Origin of the sequence: Streptomyces sp. NPDC057010, assembly GCF_042673805.1 — a bacterium.
Taxonomy (GTDB): Bacteria; Actinomycetota; Actinomycetes; order Streptomycetales; family Streptomycetaceae; genus Streptomyces.
The window spans coordinates 55,436-71,551 of the sequence record NZ_JBHUSC010000023.1; the positions used below are offsets into that span (position 1 = coordinate 55,436).

The following is a 16,116-nucleotide window of genomic DNA, read 5'->3' on the forward strand; positions in this document are numbered from 1 at the left end:
ATATGACGCCCGATGTGATGATCGGAACTCGCGCCTCCCCTCGTAGAGCCCTCGCTGGCCGAAAGATGCCGGTCGAGGCCGATCGCCGATCGCACCTCAAGGTCAGACCAACCGGTTCCACGAGGAGCAACACACATGAGTCCTGAGCAAAGGACACCGTCCCGAATGGGCCCGCTGCCCCGACAGGGCAAGTGGGTCGCCGCCGGCGCAATGGCCTCGATGGCCATCACCGTGCTCGGCTTCGTCACCCCCGCGCAGGCCGCCACCGAGACGCCGCAGCCGACCGGAGTGTCGACGGCGGACACGCGGGGCGGCGGTGACAAGTGCAAGGAGGACTACAACTCCGACGAGGACTACAGCCCCGACGCCCGCGCCGCCGGCCTGAACGGCAAGGAGTGCGACGGCAAGGTCGGCCCGCCCGGACCTCCCGGACGAGACGGCCGCGACGGCCGCGACGGCCAGCCCGGCCGGGACGGCCAGCCGGGTCAGCCCGGCCAGCCCGGTCAGCCCGGTCAGCCCGGCACGCCCGGAGCCGGGTGCGGCAACGACATCGACTCGACCAATCAGACCGGGAACGAGGAAGTCAGCGTCCTCCTGGTCAACGGGACGGCCTTCGGCGCCCACCGGGCCGGCAACGTGACCGCTCCTGGCCCCGCGACCCCGACCTACAACCGCCAGAACCTCTCCCTCCGCCCCGGCTACCCCACCGACCGGACCACGGTCTGCTCCGCCTCGGTCACCTCGGGGCAGGGCCCCGCGACGACCTTCAAGGTCCAGACCGTGGACGGAACCGTGTACGAGCTCGTGTGCTCGAACAACGGCACCGTGATCAACTGCTCCACCTCCAGCTGGAACGTGATCGACTTCGACACGGTGGCCACCGGCCCGTTCGCGAACAGGGCCAAGCGCTCCTGACCCCGTCAGGGTCCACTGAACGACCTGTGCCGTGCCCGGCCCCCCGGGCACGGCACACGTGCGTCCCGGCCGCCTCCGGCCCGTACGGGTGAAGTCGAGCGGATCGTCCGCGCCCGCGGCTACGCTCCGAAAGCGTGGGTCACGAAAAGGAGGAAGCTATGGCCGTGATACAGCACGAGACCACGATCGCGGAGGCCGCCGATCGACTCTCCAGGGAGCTTCCCGGGCACCGAGTGGAGATTCTCCAGGGGAGGCTCACCGTGACACCACCCGCCGACGGGCGACACGCCCGCACCTTGACCCGGCTCACCGTGGCCTTCCACGAGGCCGGAGCCGAAAAGGCGGGCCTGGAATTCCTTCAGGGCATCGGGATCTGGCTGCCCACCGGCGACGACGACTACGCCGTCCCGGACTTCTCGCTCGTCGAGGCGGACTTCCTGGACCACAAGGTGGTCAAGAACTGCTACCGGCCGGACGTCTTCCGCATGATCCTGGAGGTCACCTCCTCCAACTGGGCGGACGACACCGGCACCAAGGTGGAGAGCTACGCCAAGGCCGACGTCCCCGTCTACATCGTCGCCGACCGGCACCACGACGAGGTCGTGATCTACACCGACCCCCGCGCAACGTCCTACCGCCTGCGCAGGACCTTCAAGCGCGGCACGTCCCTCAAGCTCCCCGACCATCTCGGGGTGTCCCTCGAACTGCCCGTGGACATGCTCCTCGACTGAGAGCCGGACTTACGCGGAGGGGCCCGGACCGTAACCCGGTCCGGGCCCCTCCACTCCCCCGACAGACGCGCCCGGGCGGTGGTCAGCCCTTCACGCAGATGACCTGCTTGAGCTTGGCCACCACCTGCACCAGGTCCGTCTGCTGGTCGATGACCTGCTCGATCGACTTGTACGCCCCCGGGATCTCGTCCACGACACCCGCGTCCTTACGGCACTCCACGCCCCTGGTCTGCTCCGCCAGGTCCCGCGCCGAGAACCGCTTCTTCGCCGCCGTCCGGCTCATCTTCCGGCCCGCTCCGTGCGAGGCCGAGTTGAAGGACTTCTCGTTGCCGAGCCCCTTCACGATGTACGAGCCCGTCCCCATCGAGCCCGGGATGATCCCGTAGTCCCCGCTGCCGGCGCGGATCGCGCCCTTACGGGTGACCAGCAGGTCCATGCCGTCGTACCGCTCCTCCGCCACGTAGTTGTGGTGGCAGCTGATCTCGCGGTCGAAGGAGACCTTCGCCTTCCGGAACTCCTTGCGGACGACCTCCTTGAACAGGGCCATCATCGCCGCGCGGTTGTACTTGGCGTACTCCTGGGCCCAGAAGAGGTCGCTGCGGTACGCCTCCATCTCGGGGGTCTCCGCGAGGAAGACCGCCAGGTCCCGGTCGACCAGGTTCTGGTTGTGGGCCAGGCCCCGGGCCACGCCGATGTGGTGCGCGGCGAGCTCGTTGCCGATGTTCCGGGAGCCGGAGTGCAGCATCAGCCAGACCGAACCTGTCTCATCGAGACAGAATTCGATGAAATGATTGCCGCTTCCGAGCGTTCCGATCTGCTTCATGGCACGTTCCTGACGGAATTTGACCGAATCCGTCAGGTAGTCGAAGCGGCCCCAGAGGTCCGCGTACCCCGTCTCCGAGAAGCCGTACAGGCGCGCCGGGTCAACGGCCTCCTTGTGCAGGCCCATGCCCACCGGAATCGCCTGCTCGATCCGCGACCGCAGCTTCGACAGGTCCCCCGGCAGGTCGTTCGCCGTCAGGGAGGTCTTGACCGCCGACATGCCGCAGCCGATGTCCACGCCCACCGCCGCCGGGCAGACCGCGTCCTTCATCGCGATCACCGAGCCGACCGTGGCCCCCTTGCCGTAGTGGACGTCCGGCATGACGGCCAGGCCCTTGATCCACGGGAGGGTGGCGACGTTGCGGAGCTGCTGCATCGCGCCGTCCTCGACCGACGCCGGGTCCGTCCACATCCGGATCGGGACCTTCGCCCCGGGTACCTCTACATACGACATACGGAATCAATCCCCCGAAAACCACAGAAAAGTCTCAATACGCAAAAAGCCTCGCTCATAGCCCCATATGCGACAGGGGACCGGCGCCGGCACCAGCGTGTGCGATAGACATTGTGTCCATCCGCGTCGGAACCGCGGCAACGCATTTTCCGGAGGGGAGCAGTGGACGTGCAGCGCAAGGCGGTGCGGCGAGTGCCGCGAGTACGGCGAGTCCTGCCCGGCATCGCGGTCCTGACCGCGCTCGTGGCCGGCGTCGCCGGGTGCACCAGCAGCGGCAAGAGCGGCGACACCAGCGACTCGAAGGCCGGCGGCAGCCAGGCCGCGCCCGCCCAGCCGGGGAAGTACCGCAGCCTGCCCGCCCCCTGCAAGGCCGGCGTCGACAGCAGGCGGCTCAAGGCCATGCTCCCGGCCGCCGACACGCTCACGCCCGAGCAGCGCGACCAGCTCTACGCCGGCGTCGCGGACGCCTCGTACGACGGCGACCGGCACGTCGGCTGCCGCTGGACCGCGCAGACGCCCGAGGAGACGCGGCTGCTGTCGGTCGCCTTCGAGCGCGTGGTCTCCTACGACCGGGCCACCACCAGCGACGACGACAAGGCGCGCCAGGTGTACGTGCGCCGGCTCACCGACGCGAAGCTGCCCTACCCCGGCCCGGTTACCACTCCGACGCCCGGCCAGGCTCCGGGTCAGGTTCCGGGTCAGGGGCAGAGCCCGAGCGCCCCGCCCCCGGCGGCCCCGACCCCGGCCGCGCCCGCCGGCTCGCCCACCCCCAGCGGCTCCCCGTCCGCCCCGCAGGAGCTCGGCTCCCGCGTGCTGGACGGGCTCGGGAACGAGGCGTTCCTGGAGGACAAGCTGAGCCCGGCCGGGGCGACCGCGGCGCAGGCGCGCACCGTGCGGATTGTGTTCCGTACCTCGAATGTCATCGTCACGCTGGAGTACAGCGTGCAGCCGACGCTGCCCGGGACGGTGCCGCCGAGTGCCGAAACCCAGGACAAGGCACGGCAGTTGGCGCAGGCTCTGGTCGAGCGTCTCAACGAGTGAACGGGCCGCGCCGGGCCCCGGGGTGACGGCGCGCACAGCAGGCCGCCACCCGATCGGGCTACCGTTGCTCGGGTCCGCGCGGCCGCCCGCGTCCGAAGAAGACCCACAACGTACTGAAGGAACCATGCACCGATCAGCCTCGCGCCTCACCCGCGTTCTCGCCTGCGCAGCCGTCCCGGTGATCCTCACCGTCGCCGGGTGCTCGTCCGATTCGGGCAAGGGCTCGGGCTCGGACGGCGGCAAGAAGTCCGGTTCGTCCTCCTCGGCCAAGCCCAGCGCGAAGCCCTCCGCGACCCTGGAGAAGGCGGCGTACGCCACGCTGCCCGACCCCTGCAAGGCGGTCCAGACGGCGACGGTCGACACCCTCGTGCCGGAGGCGAAGGACAAGAACGGTACGGCGACCAAGTCGAACGACCTGGCCAGCCGGGCGAGCTGCTCCTGGAACGGCCTCGACGAGGACGGTCTGAAGGGCTCGCAGTACCGCTGGCTCTCCATCTCCCTCTTCCGCTACGACTCGCACGCCTCCCTCGGCAGCGCCAACAAGCGCGCGGAGGAGCAGTACAACAAGCAGGTCGAGTCGGCGAAGGTGACCGAGGGCGCGCAGAACGTGAAGGCGGAGGCGGCCGGCGGGATCGGCGAGCAGGCCACCTCGGTCGTCTACAGCGTGAAGAAGGACGTGGACTTCTTCAACACGACGATCGTGGCGCGCACCCAGAACGTGGTCGTGACCCTCGACTACAACGGTGCGGCGTACGAGGGTGCCGGTGCCCCTGACCAGGCGAAGCTGCTCCAGGACGCCATCGCGGCGGCGAAGGAGGCCGTCGCCTCGGTCGATTCGGCCAACAAGCAGTAGGAGCGCGGGAAGAGGGGCGGGAAGCGAGTGGAGGACCTGCGGAAGCACTGACTCCCGGCCACCCGTACGCTGTGCCTGCCGCAGCTTGGTAAAGGCTCGGTAAGTGCTCGGCATGTGCTCGACAAGGGGAGGGGATCGCGGGTGGCCGCGATGCAGCTGACTCGTACGCACCGGATACTCATCGGCGTCGTGGTCGCCGGAGCCGTCGTCATCGCGGGCATCGGCTTCGCGGGCTCGTACGCCGCGGTGCGCGCCCTCGCCCTGCAGAAGGGCTTCGGCAACTTCTCGCTGGTGTTCCCGATCGGCATCGACGCGGGCATCTGCGTCCTGCTCGCGCTGGACCTGCTGCTGACGTGGATCCGGATCCCCTTCCCGCTGCTGCGCCAGACGGCGTGGCTGCTGACGGCGGCCACGATCGCCTTCAACGGCGCGGCGGCCTGGCCGGACCCGCTGGGCGTGGGCATGCACGCCGTGATCCCGATCCTGTTCGTGGTCACGGTGGAGGCGGCCCGGCACGCGGTGGGCCGGATCGCGGACATCACCGCGGACCGGCACATGGAGGGGGTCCGCATCACGCGCTGGCTCCTCTCCCCCGTCCCGACCTTCAAGCTGTGGCGCCGGATGAAGCTGTGGGAGCTGCGCTCCTACGAGCAGGCGGTCGGCATGGAGCAGGACCGGCTGATCTACCAGGCGCGGCTCCAGGCGCGCTACGGGCGTTCGTGGCGGCGCAAGGCCCCGGTGGAGGCGCTGATGCCGCTGAAGCTGGCGCGGATCGGCGTACCGCTCGCGCAGACGGCCCCGGAGGGGCTGGCGGCGGCGGGGATCAGCCCGGCGCTGCTGCCGCCCGCGTCGGAGGGGTCGGCGTCCGAGGTGCTCCCGGCCGGGCCGGAGGGCGCGGTGGCCGGTCTCGTCGGCCCCGGGACGGGCGTCGGCCCGGCCCTGCCCGCGGGCTCGGAGCCGGAGCTGCTGCCCGGGCAGCCGGCTTCGGCGGGGGACGCGCACGTCGCCGCTCCCGCGCCCTTCGCGGTGGACCCGACGGCGATGCCCGCCGCGCACAACAGCGCGTGGTTCGCCGCGCCGCGGGCCCCGCAGGCGGCGTACGAGGGCGGTTACAACCCCCACGTGGTGGAGGGCCTGGAGCCGACCCCGGTGATGCCGCCGACCGGTCCGGAGCCGGAGGAGCTGCTCCAGCAGCGGCAGGAGTTCCCGGTTCCGGCTCCGCGTCAGGAGGAGTACGTACTGGACTCCGATGACGAGGAGACGGTGAAGTTCGCCGAGGCGGCGTACGAGGTCTTCCGCTCGCACCTGGAGGAGAACGGCGAGGTCCTGACCGCCGAGCAGCTCGACATAGTGCTGGCCGACCGGTACGGGGTGGTGCACCCGCGCAGCGCCTCGCTGATCCGCAAGATCTTCCCGCAGCTCAAGCAGCGCTACCAGACCGAGCTGGAGAACGAGCACATCGCCTGACGGCACACGGCAGGCGGACAGGCAGGCCACGCAGGCATGCGGAAGGGCCCGCACCCCCGAGGGGTGCGGGCCCTTCCGCATGTGACGCGGCTCAGACGGCGAGCAGCTTGCGCACCCGGTCCGCCCCGACCGCGAGCAGCAGCGTGGGCAGGCGCGGGCCGGTCTCGCGGGTCACGAGGAGCCGGTAGAGGAGCGCGAAGAAGGTGCGCTGCGCGACCTTGAGCTCGGGCGTCGGCTTGGCGTCGGGCTCCAGGCCGGCCATGACCTTCGGGACGCCGTAGACCAGCGTGGTGAGCCCGTCGAGGGACCAGTGCGAGTCAAGTCCCTCCAGGAGCAGCCGCAGGGACTCGCGGCCCTCCTCGTCCAGCGAGGACAGCAGCTCTGCGTCGGGCTCCTCGCGCACGAGGGTGCGCTGGTCGGCGGGGACCTGGGTGGTGATCCAGTTCTCCGCGCGGTCCAGGCGCGGCCGGACCTCGTCGAGCGAGGTCAGCGGCTGCGACGGGTCCAGGTCGGTCAGGATGCGCAGGGTCTGCTCGTCGTGCCCGGCGGTGATGTCGACGACGGACGCGAGGGTCCGGTACGGCATCGGGCGCGGCGTGCGCGGCAGCTCGCCGGCGGCGGTGCGCACGGCGCGGCTGTGCGCGGCGGCGTCGGCGGGCAGCACGGAGCCGTCGGCGACCTTGGCCTCCAGCTTGTCCCACTCGTCGTAGAGCCGCTGGATCTCCTGGTCGAAGGCGATCTTGAAGGACTGGTTCGGGCGGCGGCGGGCGTACAGCCAGCGCAGCAGCTGCGGCTCCATGATCTTCAGCGCGTCGCCGGGGGTGGGGACGCCGCCCTTGCTGGAGGACATCTTCGCCATGCCGCTGATGCCGACGAACGCGTACATCGGTCCGATCGGCTGCTCGCCGCCGAAGATGTGCACGATCTGACCGCCGACCTGGAAGGAGGAGCCGGGCGAGGAGTGGTCGACGCCCGAGGGCTCGAAGACGACGCCCTCGAAGGCCCAGCGCATCGGCCAGTCGACCTTCCAGACGAGCTTGCCGCGGTTGAACTCGCTGAGCTTGACCGTCTCGGTGAACTCGTCCTCGGTGCAGACGTAGGTCATCTCGGTCGTCTCGTCGTCGTACGAGGTGACCTTGGTGAAGTCCTTGCCGCACTCGCCGCAGTAGGGCTTGTACGGGAAGTACCCGCCCTCGCCGGCGCTGCCGTCGTCCTCGGCGGCGGCGCCGGAGCCCTCGGCGGCCTCCAGCTCGGCCTCGTCGACCGGCTTCTGCTGGGGCTTCTTGCCGCCCGGCTTCTGCTTGGTGCGGTACTGGTCGAGGACGGCGTCGATGTCGCCGCGGTGCTTCATCGCGTGCAGGACCTGCTCGCGGTAGGCGCCGTTCGTGTACTGCTCGGTCTGGCTGATGGGGTCGTACTCGACGCCCAGCTCGGCCAGCGCCTCGACCATGGCGGCCTTGAAGTGCTCGGCCCAGTTCGGGTAGGCGGAGCCCTCGGGGGCGGGCACGGCGGTCAGCGGGCGGCCGATGTGCTGGGCGTGCGACTCCTCGGTGACGCCCGCGATGCCCTTGGGGACCTTGCGGTAGCGGTCGTAGTCGTCCCAGGAGATGAGGTGGCGGACCTCGTGACCCCGGCGGCGGATCTCGTCCGCGACCAGGTGCGGGGTCATGACCTCGCGGAGGTTGCCCAGGTGGATCGGGCCGGAAGGGGAGAGTCCGGACGCGACGACGATCGCTTTGCCGGGGGCTCGGCGCTCCGCCTCGGCGATGACCTCGTCCGCGAAACGGGAGACCCAGTCGGTCTCTGTGCTGCTCTGCGCGCTCTGAGCCACGACACGTCCTTCTATCTCGAATGCTGGCTTCAGCCATTCTCCCAGACGGAATGGGCCACTCCGGGGTTGCTTCCGCCCAGTGATATGCCGAGAAGCGAGCAGCCTCCGCGTGGGATACTCGGCACTTGTCGGAACACCCAAGTGCACCCTCGGGCACAACCTCACAGGAACGGCAGCTCATGGCCTCGGTCCCTTCGCTCGCTTCGTCCGTCAATCAGCGCGTCGCCGACGCCCTCGTCTCCGCCCTGCCGGAGGCCGGTGCGGCCGACCCGCTGCTGCGACGAAGCGACCGGGCCGACTTCCAGGCCAACGGCATCCTGGCGCTCGCGAAGAAGGCCAAGGCCAACCCGCGCGAGCTGGCGGGGACGGTGGTCGAGGGCATCGCGACCGGTGACCTGATCCGGGAGATCGAGGTCTCGGGCCCCGGCTTCCTCAACATCACGATCACCGACCGGGCGATCATCGAGACCCTCGCGGCGCGGGCCGGCGACGACCGCCTCGGCGTGCCGCTCGCGGCGAACCCGGGCACCACGGTGATCGACTACGCCCAGCCGAACGTCGCCAAGGAGATGCACGTCGGGCACCTGCGCTCGGCGGTCATCGGCGCGGCGATGGTGGAGATCCTGGAGTTCACGGGCGAGAAGGTGGTCCGTCGCCACCACATCGGCGACTGGGGCACCCAGTTCGGCATGCTCATCCAGTACCTGCTGGAGCACCCGCACGAGCTGGACCACAAGAGCGAGGACGAGGTCTCCGGCGAGGAGGCCATGTCCAACCTGAACCGCCTCTACAAGGCCTCGCGCGCGCTCTTCGACTCCGACGAGGAGTTCAAGACCCGCGCCCGCGCCCGGGTGGTGGACCTCCAGGCCGGCGAGCCGGAAACCCTCGCGCTGTGGCAGCGGTTCGTGGACGAGTCGAAGATCTACTTCTACTCCGTCTTCAACAAGCTGGACATGGACATCCAGGACCCGGACGTGGTCGGCGAGTCCGGCTACAACGACATGCTGGTCGAGACGTGCAAGCTGCTGGAGGAGTCGGGCGTCGCCGTCCGCTCCAACGGCGCGCTGTGCGTGTTCTTCGACGACGTCAAGGGCCCGGACGGCAACCCGACCCCGCTGATCGTGCAGAAGTCGGACGGCGGCTTCGGCTACGCCGCGACGGACCTGTCGGCGATCCGCGACCGGGTGGGCAAGCTGGGCGCGACCGAGCTGATCTACGTGGTCGACGCGCGGCAGTCCCTCCACTTCAAGATGGTCTTCGAGACGGCGCGCCGGGCGGGCTGGCTGAACGACGAGGTCAAGGCCGTGCAGCTGGCCTTCGGCACCGTCCTCGGCAAGGACGGCAAGCCGTTCAAGACCCGTGAGGGCGAGACGGTCCGGCTGGTGGACCTGCTCGACGAGGCCATCGACCGCGCCGCGGCCGTCGTACGGGAGAAGGCCCAGGACCTGTCCGAGGCCGAGATCGGCGAGCGTGCCCTGCAGGTCGGCATCGGCGCGGTGAAGTACGCGGACCTCTCGACCTCCGCCTCGCGCGACTACAAGTTCGACCTGGACCAGATGGTCTCGCTGACGGGTGACACGTCCGTGTACCTCCAGTACGCGTACGCCCGTATCCAGTCCATCCTGCGCAAGGCCGGGAACGCACGGCCCGCTCCCCACCCGGAGCTGGCTCTCGCCCCGGCGGAGCGCGCGCTGGGCCTGCACCTGGACCACTTCGGCGAGCTCATCGCGGAGGCCGCGTCGGAGCACGCGCCGCACAAGCTGGCGGCGTACCTCTACCAGCTGGCGTCGCTGTACACGACCTTCTACTCGGAGTGCCCGGTCCTGAAGGCCGAGACCCCCGAGCAGGTCGAGAACCGCCTGTTCCTGTGCGACCTGACGGCCCGCACCCTCACGAAGGGCATGTCCCTCCTCGGCATCCGCACCCCCGAGAAGCTCTGACATCACCGCAACCCGCGCATATCGCCAACGGCCCCGGCAGCTGCTGCCGGGGCCGTTGGCGATTCGTGATCTACCGGCCCTTTGAATGTGGCCGGGCCCCTCTAACCTGAGCACGTTCAAAAGGCGCTGGGGGGAAACGAAGTGAAGAAGATCAAGCGCATCGCCGCGGTGGCGGCGGTCGCCGTGGCCGGTCCGACGGCCCTGCTGTCCACGCCCGCGATGGCCGCCGACCAGCCCGCCGTGATCGTCCCGGACACCGCGCCGAAGGACGACGCCGCGCCTGCCGCCGGCGAGGCCCCGGAGACCACCACCCCGGTGGCCGGGACGCCCGCGCCCGTGACGCAGAAGCCCGCGACGCCGAAGATCGAGCAGGACGCCCAGTCCGACGGGATCATCATGGGCCCCGAGGTCACGGTGGCGGGCATCCCGAAGGACGGCTTCAAGGCCGACGGCAGCTGGACCCCGCTGAAGGTGACGGTCGACAACTCCGGCCACATCGCGGTGCCGAACTACACGCCGAGCCTGGCCCTCTTCCAGGAGGACGGCAAGTTCAAGCCCTCCCAGGTCAAGGTCGAGTGGCGCGGCGCCGACGGCTCCTGGCAGTCCGCCAAGCTCGTCCGGAGCGAGGAGCTGGGCCCCGCCCTCCAGTACCGGCTGGGCACCACCGCGAACGTCGCCACGGGCAAGGTCTACACCGTCGACGTGCGGATCAGCTTCGCGGCGGGCAGCCCGGTCGTGCCCTTCGAGCTGTACTCGGACGGCGAGAGCCGCACCGCGAACGGCGTCAACCACTCCCCCGCCAGCTGGTACGGCACGAAGATCAGCGGTGCGACAGGCGGCTACGAGGACCCGGACTTCGTCGACGGCCCCGAGCTGACGGTGAACGGCGTACCGGACCGCATCGTGGTGGGCGGCGACTGGACCACCCTCTCCGTCCACGTCGACAACGCGGGCAAGAAGTCGCTGGAGGACTTCTACCTCGGCCTGGTCCTGGCCCGCCCGGACTGGGTGTCGATGGAGGCCGGCCAGATCAAGCTGGAGGTCCTGAGCAAGGACAAGAACGGCAAGGCCGGCTGGCACGAGGCCGAACTCCGCACGGAGGACGGCGTGTTCCTGGGCTTCGACCTCGCCGCCGGCCCCGTGAAGGCCGGCCAGAGCTTCGACGTCCAGGTCCGCGTCAAGTTCACCGGCGACGCCCCGACCGGCGATCTGGTCTTCCGCAGCTTCGGCATGGCCCCGCTGGGCGAGGACGCCGAGGACGGGCTCGCCCGCTCGCAGTCCAAGCCGCAGCTGACGAAGCTCGTCGCGGCCGCCCCGGAGACCGGCGGCGACAAGGGCGAGAGCGGCAACGGCAACGGCAACGGCAACCAGCCGAAGCCGAACGGCGGCGCCAAGCCGATCAGCGACACCACGCCCGTCGGCCACACGGCCACCACCGGCGGCGAACTCGCCGCCACCGGCGCCGACGCGGCCACCACCTGGGCCCTCGGCGGCGCCGGCGTGGCCCTGGCCATGGGCGCCGCCCTGGTGGCGGGCACGGGCCGCCGCCGCCGCCCCACGGCCTGACCCCACCGAACGGCCCCGCCCCCGGCAGGATTCACTGCCGGGGCGCGGCCGCTTCGTCAGGTGACGACGTTCGCGCAGATCGCCTCGATGTAGTGCGTGACCGGCCCGCGCCGGGACCGAGCTTGACCGCGCGCAGTCCAGTAGCACCGGACCGGCGGTCCACGCACCGACATGGCGCCGCCACCCGTACGGACCGCTATGCCGCGCCGAACACCTCGACCTTGCACCGGGGACTGCCCGAGCGGGCGATCCTCGCGTCGCAGGTGATCAACGGGACCTGGAGCCCTTCCGCGAGGGCTACGTACGTGGCGTCGTAGGCCGACAGGTTGGCGTACAGCTCCCGGACCCTCGGCAGGACCGGCATGTGCTCCATCCGCCGAACGGGAAGGGCCGCGAAGTCGTCCCAGGCAGCATCCAGCTGACCGTCCGTGAGCTTGCCGCCGCGATGGCGGCCGAGCAACGCGTGGGCGACCTCCACGTCGAGCAGGTGCGGCGCCGCGAGCCGCTCTCCCAGCATCCGCACCCGCAGCGCCTCTCCGACCGGCCCCGCGTCGGCGACCACCATGACGACCGCGCTCGCATCGATCACGATCATTCGCGCCGCCGCCCGGCGTCCAGGTCACCGAGCACGTCGTCAACGCTCAGCTGCGCCGATACGCGCGAGCGGATCCGGGTGACGACGTCCTCCATCGAGGGCGTGGCGGCCTCTTCCTCCAGCAGCGCACGGGCGTACGCCTGCAGCGACTGTCGGCTCCGGGCGGCCCGTATCTTCAACTCGGCGAGCGCCTCGTCGGACAGATCACGCACGTAGAGAGTGGCCATGCAACAAGAGTAGTCGCACTGCAAGCATTCTGCTAGCACGGCCGCTACCCCCGGCTGTGACGGGGACCACAGGAATGTCTGCCCCGTCGGCGCCCTCTTTTCGGGCATGCAGACCACCACCACACGACACCGCACCGGGCTCGCGCTGGCCGGGCTCCTCGCCGCCGACGGGCTGTTGCACCTGTACTGGGCCACCGGCGCGACCTGGCCCGCCGTCGATGCGCGAGAGCTGTCGCTCGCCGTGCTCGGCATCGAGACCTCCTTCGCGCCCGCCGCGGTCCTGCCGCTGGCCGCGCTGACGCTGGCCGGGGCCGCCGGCGTCCTCGCCCACTCCCGCGGGCGCGGCGGGCCGCTCACGCGGGCCGTCACCGGCGCCGTGGCCGCCGGGATGGGCGTACGGGCCCTCGCGGGGCTCGGGTGGGCCACCGGGCTGCTCGACAGCCCGCCCGACAGCGCCTTCTACGTCCTCAACCTCGCGCTCTACACCCCGGCCTGCCTCGGCTTCGGCTGGGCCGCCGCCCGCCTCGCGCTCGCACGCACCGGGCATCACCCGTTCGGCCCGGTTCGGGCCCGGCGGGCCGGGTAGGGGTCGCCCCGTTCAGCCCGCGCCACGCCACCCCGGAGGCATCCGTGCCCGACATGAGCGGCCCCTACAAGCCCGGCACCCCCTGCTGGATCGACCTGATGGTCCCCGACCAGCAGGCGGCCCTGGACTTCTACTGCGACCTCTTCGGCTGGCAGGGCGAGATCGGCCCGCCGGAGACAGGCGGGTACTCGGTCTGCCTCCTCAAGGGCAAGCCGGTCGCCGGGATCATGAAGGCCTCCAACCCGGACGGCAGCGTGCCCGACCCGATGCCGCCGACCGTGTGGAACACCTACCTGACCACCGACAACCTGGACGGCACCCTCAAGACGGTCACCGACGCCGGCGGCTCGGTCGGGATGGGCCCGGTGGACGTCATGGACCTGGGCCGGATGGCCTTCGTCACCGACCCGACCGGCGCGGCCGTCGGCCTGTGGGAGCCCGGCAGCTTCGACGGCGCGGGCATCGTCAACGAGCACGGTGCGCTCACCTGGAACGAGCTGAACACCGGCGACGTCCCCGCCGCGGCGGCCTTCTACACCGCCGTCCTGCCCGTCACCACGGCCCGCTCCACCCTCCCCGGCGCCGAGTTCTACACCGAGTACAAGGTGGACGGGCGCGCGGTGGCAGGGATGATGGACCTGGCCCAGCTGCCCGCCGGGGTGCCGCCGCACTGGATGCCGTACTTCCGCGTGGACAGCGTCGACGAGATCCAGGCCGCCGCCGAACGGGCCGGGGGCAGCGTCATGGCCCCGGCCTTCGACATGGTGGCGGGCCGCATGGCCGTCCTCGCGGACCCGCAGGGCGGCGTCTTCTCGGTCATCACACCCCAGGCCGCCGACCAGCCCGCCTAGCCGCCCCGCCCGCAGGTCCCGTCCACCGGGGCGGGGCCCCGGCCCTCGAGCCGGACCTCACCTGACCCAGGCACACGCCCTCAGGGCCTCGTCCCCCTCCTTCGTGCCCTTCAGGCCCATGCCCTCGTAATCGTGCCGCGCGGTCTTCGGATCGGGATCCGGAAACCCGTCAATGCCGTGCGCCCGCATACAGGCCGTGAACTCCTTCGCCTTCGCGTGCTGTTCCGCGCTCACCGGCGTCGCCGGTACGAGACTCTCGCAGGCGCGTTCCGCCTCCCTGGTCTTGTCCGGATCCGCCTTGGAGTCATCCACGACCTGAATCCCCGAAGGGGTGTCCTTCATCGGCAGGCCCTTGTCTTTCAGGCACTGGAAAAAGGGCGCCATCTCGGGGAGAACCTCGCCTTTGGGGCGCTTGGGCGGCTCACCGGACACTGACGGGACAGGCGACGAGTCGGAGGCCGGCGCGGAGGACGGTGCCGAGGCCGAGGCAGACGCCCCACCGGAACAGCCGGACAGCAGGAGCGGGAGGGAGATCAGGGCGGGAGCGGCCACGGACCGGATCCACAGACTGGGCACAGCAGGCCTCCTAGGCGCCTTCATGTCATCGCACCATAGGCCAAAAGGACCCCAAAGACCTTGTACTCAGGGATAGTTGCGGCGACCGCCCCAGCGTGATCGACTTCTCGGCGGTCAGTTCCCGAGCCCCCGCCATGGCCGAAATGAATGAAGGGCATTCCCGATGAAGCTTCGCAATTCACTGCGCGCCGCCGCCGCCGCAAGCCTGATCCTCGTCACGATGGGCATAGGCGCCGGTTCCGCCACCGCCGCCGAGAAGGACGGCTGGCTCACCGCCGGGGAGTTCGGCCTCTTCTGCTACAAGAACCAGACGGACTCGGTCTTCGACCTCTACGGCAATGACATCAACTTCAACGACGACTTCTTCAAGGGCACCCAGAGCTGCGCCAACCAACTCGTCGACAACTACACGGAGTCCTATCTGAACAGGGACACCTACGACTGGAAGATCTACACCGGCTTCGGGGGCCAGGGCTACACGGCCACCATCCCGGCCGGCGCGCGGGGCAACACCAACTCGACCTTCACCAACACGATCTCCTCGGCCTTCTACTTCTAGGAGCGCACGAACGGCAGTTCCGCCCTCGCCGTCCCGGCGGAACTGCTCCCCCCAGCCACCCCCGCCCCACGGAGTCACCCATGCACCCGCCGCGTCCCGCACTGCCCGCCCTCACGGCCTCCGCAGTCGTACTGACGCTCCTGCTGGCCGGCTGTTCGGCATCGGACGGCGGCGCCGCCGGCGACTCCGGCAAGGAACCCGCGATCGGCGCCGTCCCGCAGCTGCTCGAAAGCCGGGACCTCGCCTACCCCCTCGACCCCTACCTCCCGGACGCCCGGCAGCGCGGACAGCTCGACCAGGCGCAGGACGTACTCGTCGACCGGTGCATGCAGCGCTACGGATTCCGCTACCAGCAGCGGCGCCAGGCCGACCCGGCCGCCAAGAACGACAACAACCGGCGCTACGGGGTCTCCGACGCCGCCGAGGCGGAGCGGACCGGCTACGAGAACCCGGCGGCGAAGGGCGGCCGGCGGCCGCCCCAGCCGCCCCTCGGCGCCAACGAGCAGCTGGTGCTGCACGGGCTGGAGGTCGACCCCTCCAAGCCGGTCCCGATGACCCAGGAGGAGGCGGAGGGGTCCGACGTGGCGACCACGGTGGTCGGCGGCCAGAAGGTCCCCGCGGGCGGCTGCCTGCGCGAGAGCGCCCTCAAGCTGTACAGCCCGTCCAAGGACACCGTGGACACGATGGTCCCGCAGAACTTCGGCTTCGAGGGCTTCGCCCGCTCCCGCGAGGACAGCCGGGTCCGTACCTCCACGGAGGCCTGGAGCGCGTGCATGGCCAAGCACGGCTACACCATGAAGAGCCCGCTGGACCAGCCGCCCGGCATCAACGACTCCAACATCGGCAGCCCGCAGGCCACCGCCATCGCCCGGCAGGACGTGGACTGCAAGAAGCAGACGAACCTCGTGGGCACCTGGTACACGGTCGAAGTCGCCTACCAGAAGCGGCTGGTCGAGCAGAACGCGGAGACCCTGGACCGGGTCAGGAAGCAGCTCGACGAGCGCATGCGGCTCGCCGCCACCCTGACCGCCGCCGGCTAGCCGGCCCGGGGCGGGGATGGACAGGCTGATGGCCCAACGGGCGTGCCCGCCGTCACGGGTGG

At 70.5% G+C, this 16,116-nt stretch carries 16 protein-coding genes; 11 read left to right on the plus strand and 5 right to left on the minus strand.

All coding sequences use genetic code 11. The annotated features are described in order from the left end of the window. Positions 1-135: 135 nt before the first annotated feature. Both ACFTXQ_RS20365 and ACFTXQ_RS20370 read left to right on the plus strand, forming a co-directional pair. A complete protein-coding gene (locus ACFTXQ_RS20365; protein WP_382642622.1) occupies positions 136-915 on the plus strand; it encodes a hypothetical protein in 780 nt (259 codons plus the stop codon). A gap of 158 nt (positions 916-1,073) precedes the next feature. Then, complete coding sequence (locus tag ACFTXQ_RS20370) at positions 1,074-1,646, plus strand: Uma2 family endonuclease (protein ID WP_382642624.1); 573 nt, start codon at positions 1,074-1,076, stop codon at positions 1,644-1,646. Positions 1,647-1,728: 82 nt separating this feature from the next. Here the strand turns inward: ACFTXQ_RS20370 and ACFTXQ_RS20375 are convergent, their stop codons facing one another. Next, positions 1,729-2,922, minus strand: a complete 1,194-nt coding sequence (locus ACFTXQ_RS20375; protein WP_382642626.1) for an RtcB family protein — start codon at positions 2,920-2,922, stop codon at positions 1,729-1,731. 168 nt (positions 2,923-3,090) lie between these two features. Between ACFTXQ_RS20375 and ACFTXQ_RS20380 the strand changes: the two genes are divergently transcribed. The 3 genes from ACFTXQ_RS20380 (at position 3,091) to ACFTXQ_RS20390 (ending at position 6,283) form a co-directional block, all read left to right on the plus strand. Beyond that, positions 3,091-3,963 carry a DUF3558 domain-containing protein gene (locus ACFTXQ_RS20380; RefSeq protein WP_382642627.1) on the plus strand — a complete coding sequence of 291 codons (873 nt, stop codon included), beginning with the start codon at positions 3,091-3,093 and terminating at the stop codon, positions 3,961-3,963. A 124-nt stretch (positions 3,964-4,087) separates the two neighbouring features. After that, positions 4,088-4,816: a DUF3558 family protein gene (locus ACFTXQ_RS20385; protein ID WP_382642628.1), complete on the plus strand. Its 729-nt coding sequence runs from the start codon at positions 4,088-4,090 to the stop codon at positions 4,814-4,816. 150 nt (positions 4,817-4,966) lie between these two features. Beyond that, complete coding sequence (locus ACFTXQ_RS20390) at positions 4,967-6,283, plus strand: DUF2637 domain-containing protein (RefSeq protein WP_382642630.1); 1,317 nt, start codon at positions 4,967-4,969, stop codon at positions 6,281-6,283. Positions 6,284-6,374: 91 nt separating this feature from the next. Here ACFTXQ_RS20390 and lysS read toward each other — a convergent pair whose 3' ends face one another. Next, on the minus strand, positions 6,375-8,114 hold the full coding sequence (gene lysS, locus ACFTXQ_RS20395) for a lysine--tRNA ligase (RefSeq protein ID WP_382642632.1): 1,740 nt from the start codon (positions 8,112-8,114) through the stop codon (positions 6,375-6,377). 179 nt (positions 8,115-8,293) lie between these two features. Here lysS and argS point away from each other — a divergent pair, with 179 nt between their 5' ends. Further along, a complete protein-coding gene (gene argS, locus ACFTXQ_RS20400; RefSeq protein WP_382642634.1) occupies positions 8,294-10,054 on the plus strand; it encodes an arginine--tRNA ligase in 1,761 nt (586 codons plus the stop codon). Between the two features lie 141 nt (positions 10,055-10,195). Further along, positions 10,196-11,620 (plus strand): hypothetical protein, encoded by a 1,425-nt coding sequence (locus tag ACFTXQ_RS20405; RefSeq protein ID WP_382642636.1) that lies wholly within the window; start codon positions 10,196-10,198, stop codon positions 11,618-11,620. Positions 11,621-11,816: 196 nt separating this feature from the next. On the opposite strand, the gene ACFTXQ_RS20410 is transcribed toward ACFTXQ_RS20405, so the two are convergent. Beyond that, positions 11,817-12,215 (minus strand): type II toxin-antitoxin system VapC family toxin, encoded by a 399-nt coding sequence (locus ACFTXQ_RS20410; RefSeq protein WP_382642638.1) that lies wholly within the window; start codon positions 12,213-12,215, stop codon positions 11,817-11,819. After that, on the minus strand, positions 12,212-12,442 hold the full coding sequence (locus tag ACFTXQ_RS20415) for an antitoxin (protein WP_382642640.1): 231 nt from the start codon (positions 12,440-12,442) through the stop codon (positions 12,212-12,214). Before ACFTXQ_RS20415 ends, ACFTXQ_RS20410 begins: the two co-directional genes overlap by 4 nt. A 106-nt stretch (positions 12,443-12,548) precedes the next feature. Here ACFTXQ_RS20415 and ACFTXQ_RS20420 point away from each other — a divergent pair, with 106 nt between their 5' ends. After that, a complete protein-coding gene (locus ACFTXQ_RS20420) occupies positions 12,549-13,028 on the plus strand; it encodes a DUF3995 domain-containing protein (RefSeq protein ID WP_382642642.1) in 480 nt (159 codons plus the stop codon). Positions 13,029-13,081: 53 nt separating this feature from the next. Further along, the gene (locus tag ACFTXQ_RS20425; RefSeq protein WP_382642701.1) at positions 13,082-13,879 is read left to right on the plus strand and encodes a VOC family protein; all 798 of its coding nucleotides are present in this window, start codon (positions 13,082-13,084) and stop codon (positions 13,877-13,879) included. A 57-nt stretch (positions 13,880-13,936) separates the two neighbouring features. On the opposite strand, the gene ACFTXQ_RS20430 is transcribed toward ACFTXQ_RS20425, so the two are convergent. Then, positions 13,937-14,311 (minus strand): hypothetical protein, encoded by a 375-nt coding sequence (locus tag ACFTXQ_RS20430; protein ID WP_382642644.1) that lies wholly within the window; start codon positions 14,309-14,311, stop codon positions 13,937-13,939. Positions 14,312-14,618: 307 nt separating this feature from the next. Here ACFTXQ_RS20430 and ACFTXQ_RS20435 point away from each other — a divergent pair, with 307 nt between their 5' ends. Together ACFTXQ_RS20435 and ACFTXQ_RS20440 are read left to right on the plus strand one after the other, a co-directional pair. Further along, positions 14,619-15,014: a hypothetical protein gene (locus tag ACFTXQ_RS20435; RefSeq protein ID WP_382642646.1), complete on the plus strand. Its 396-nt coding sequence runs from the start codon at positions 14,619-14,621 to the stop codon at positions 15,012-15,014. Between the two features lie 80 nt (positions 15,015-15,094). Then, positions 15,095-16,054 (plus strand): hypothetical protein, encoded by a 960-nt coding sequence (locus tag ACFTXQ_RS20440; protein ID WP_382642648.1) that lies wholly within the window; start codon positions 15,095-15,097, stop codon positions 16,052-16,054. The last annotated feature ends 62 nt before the right edge of the window (positions 16,055-16,116 follow it).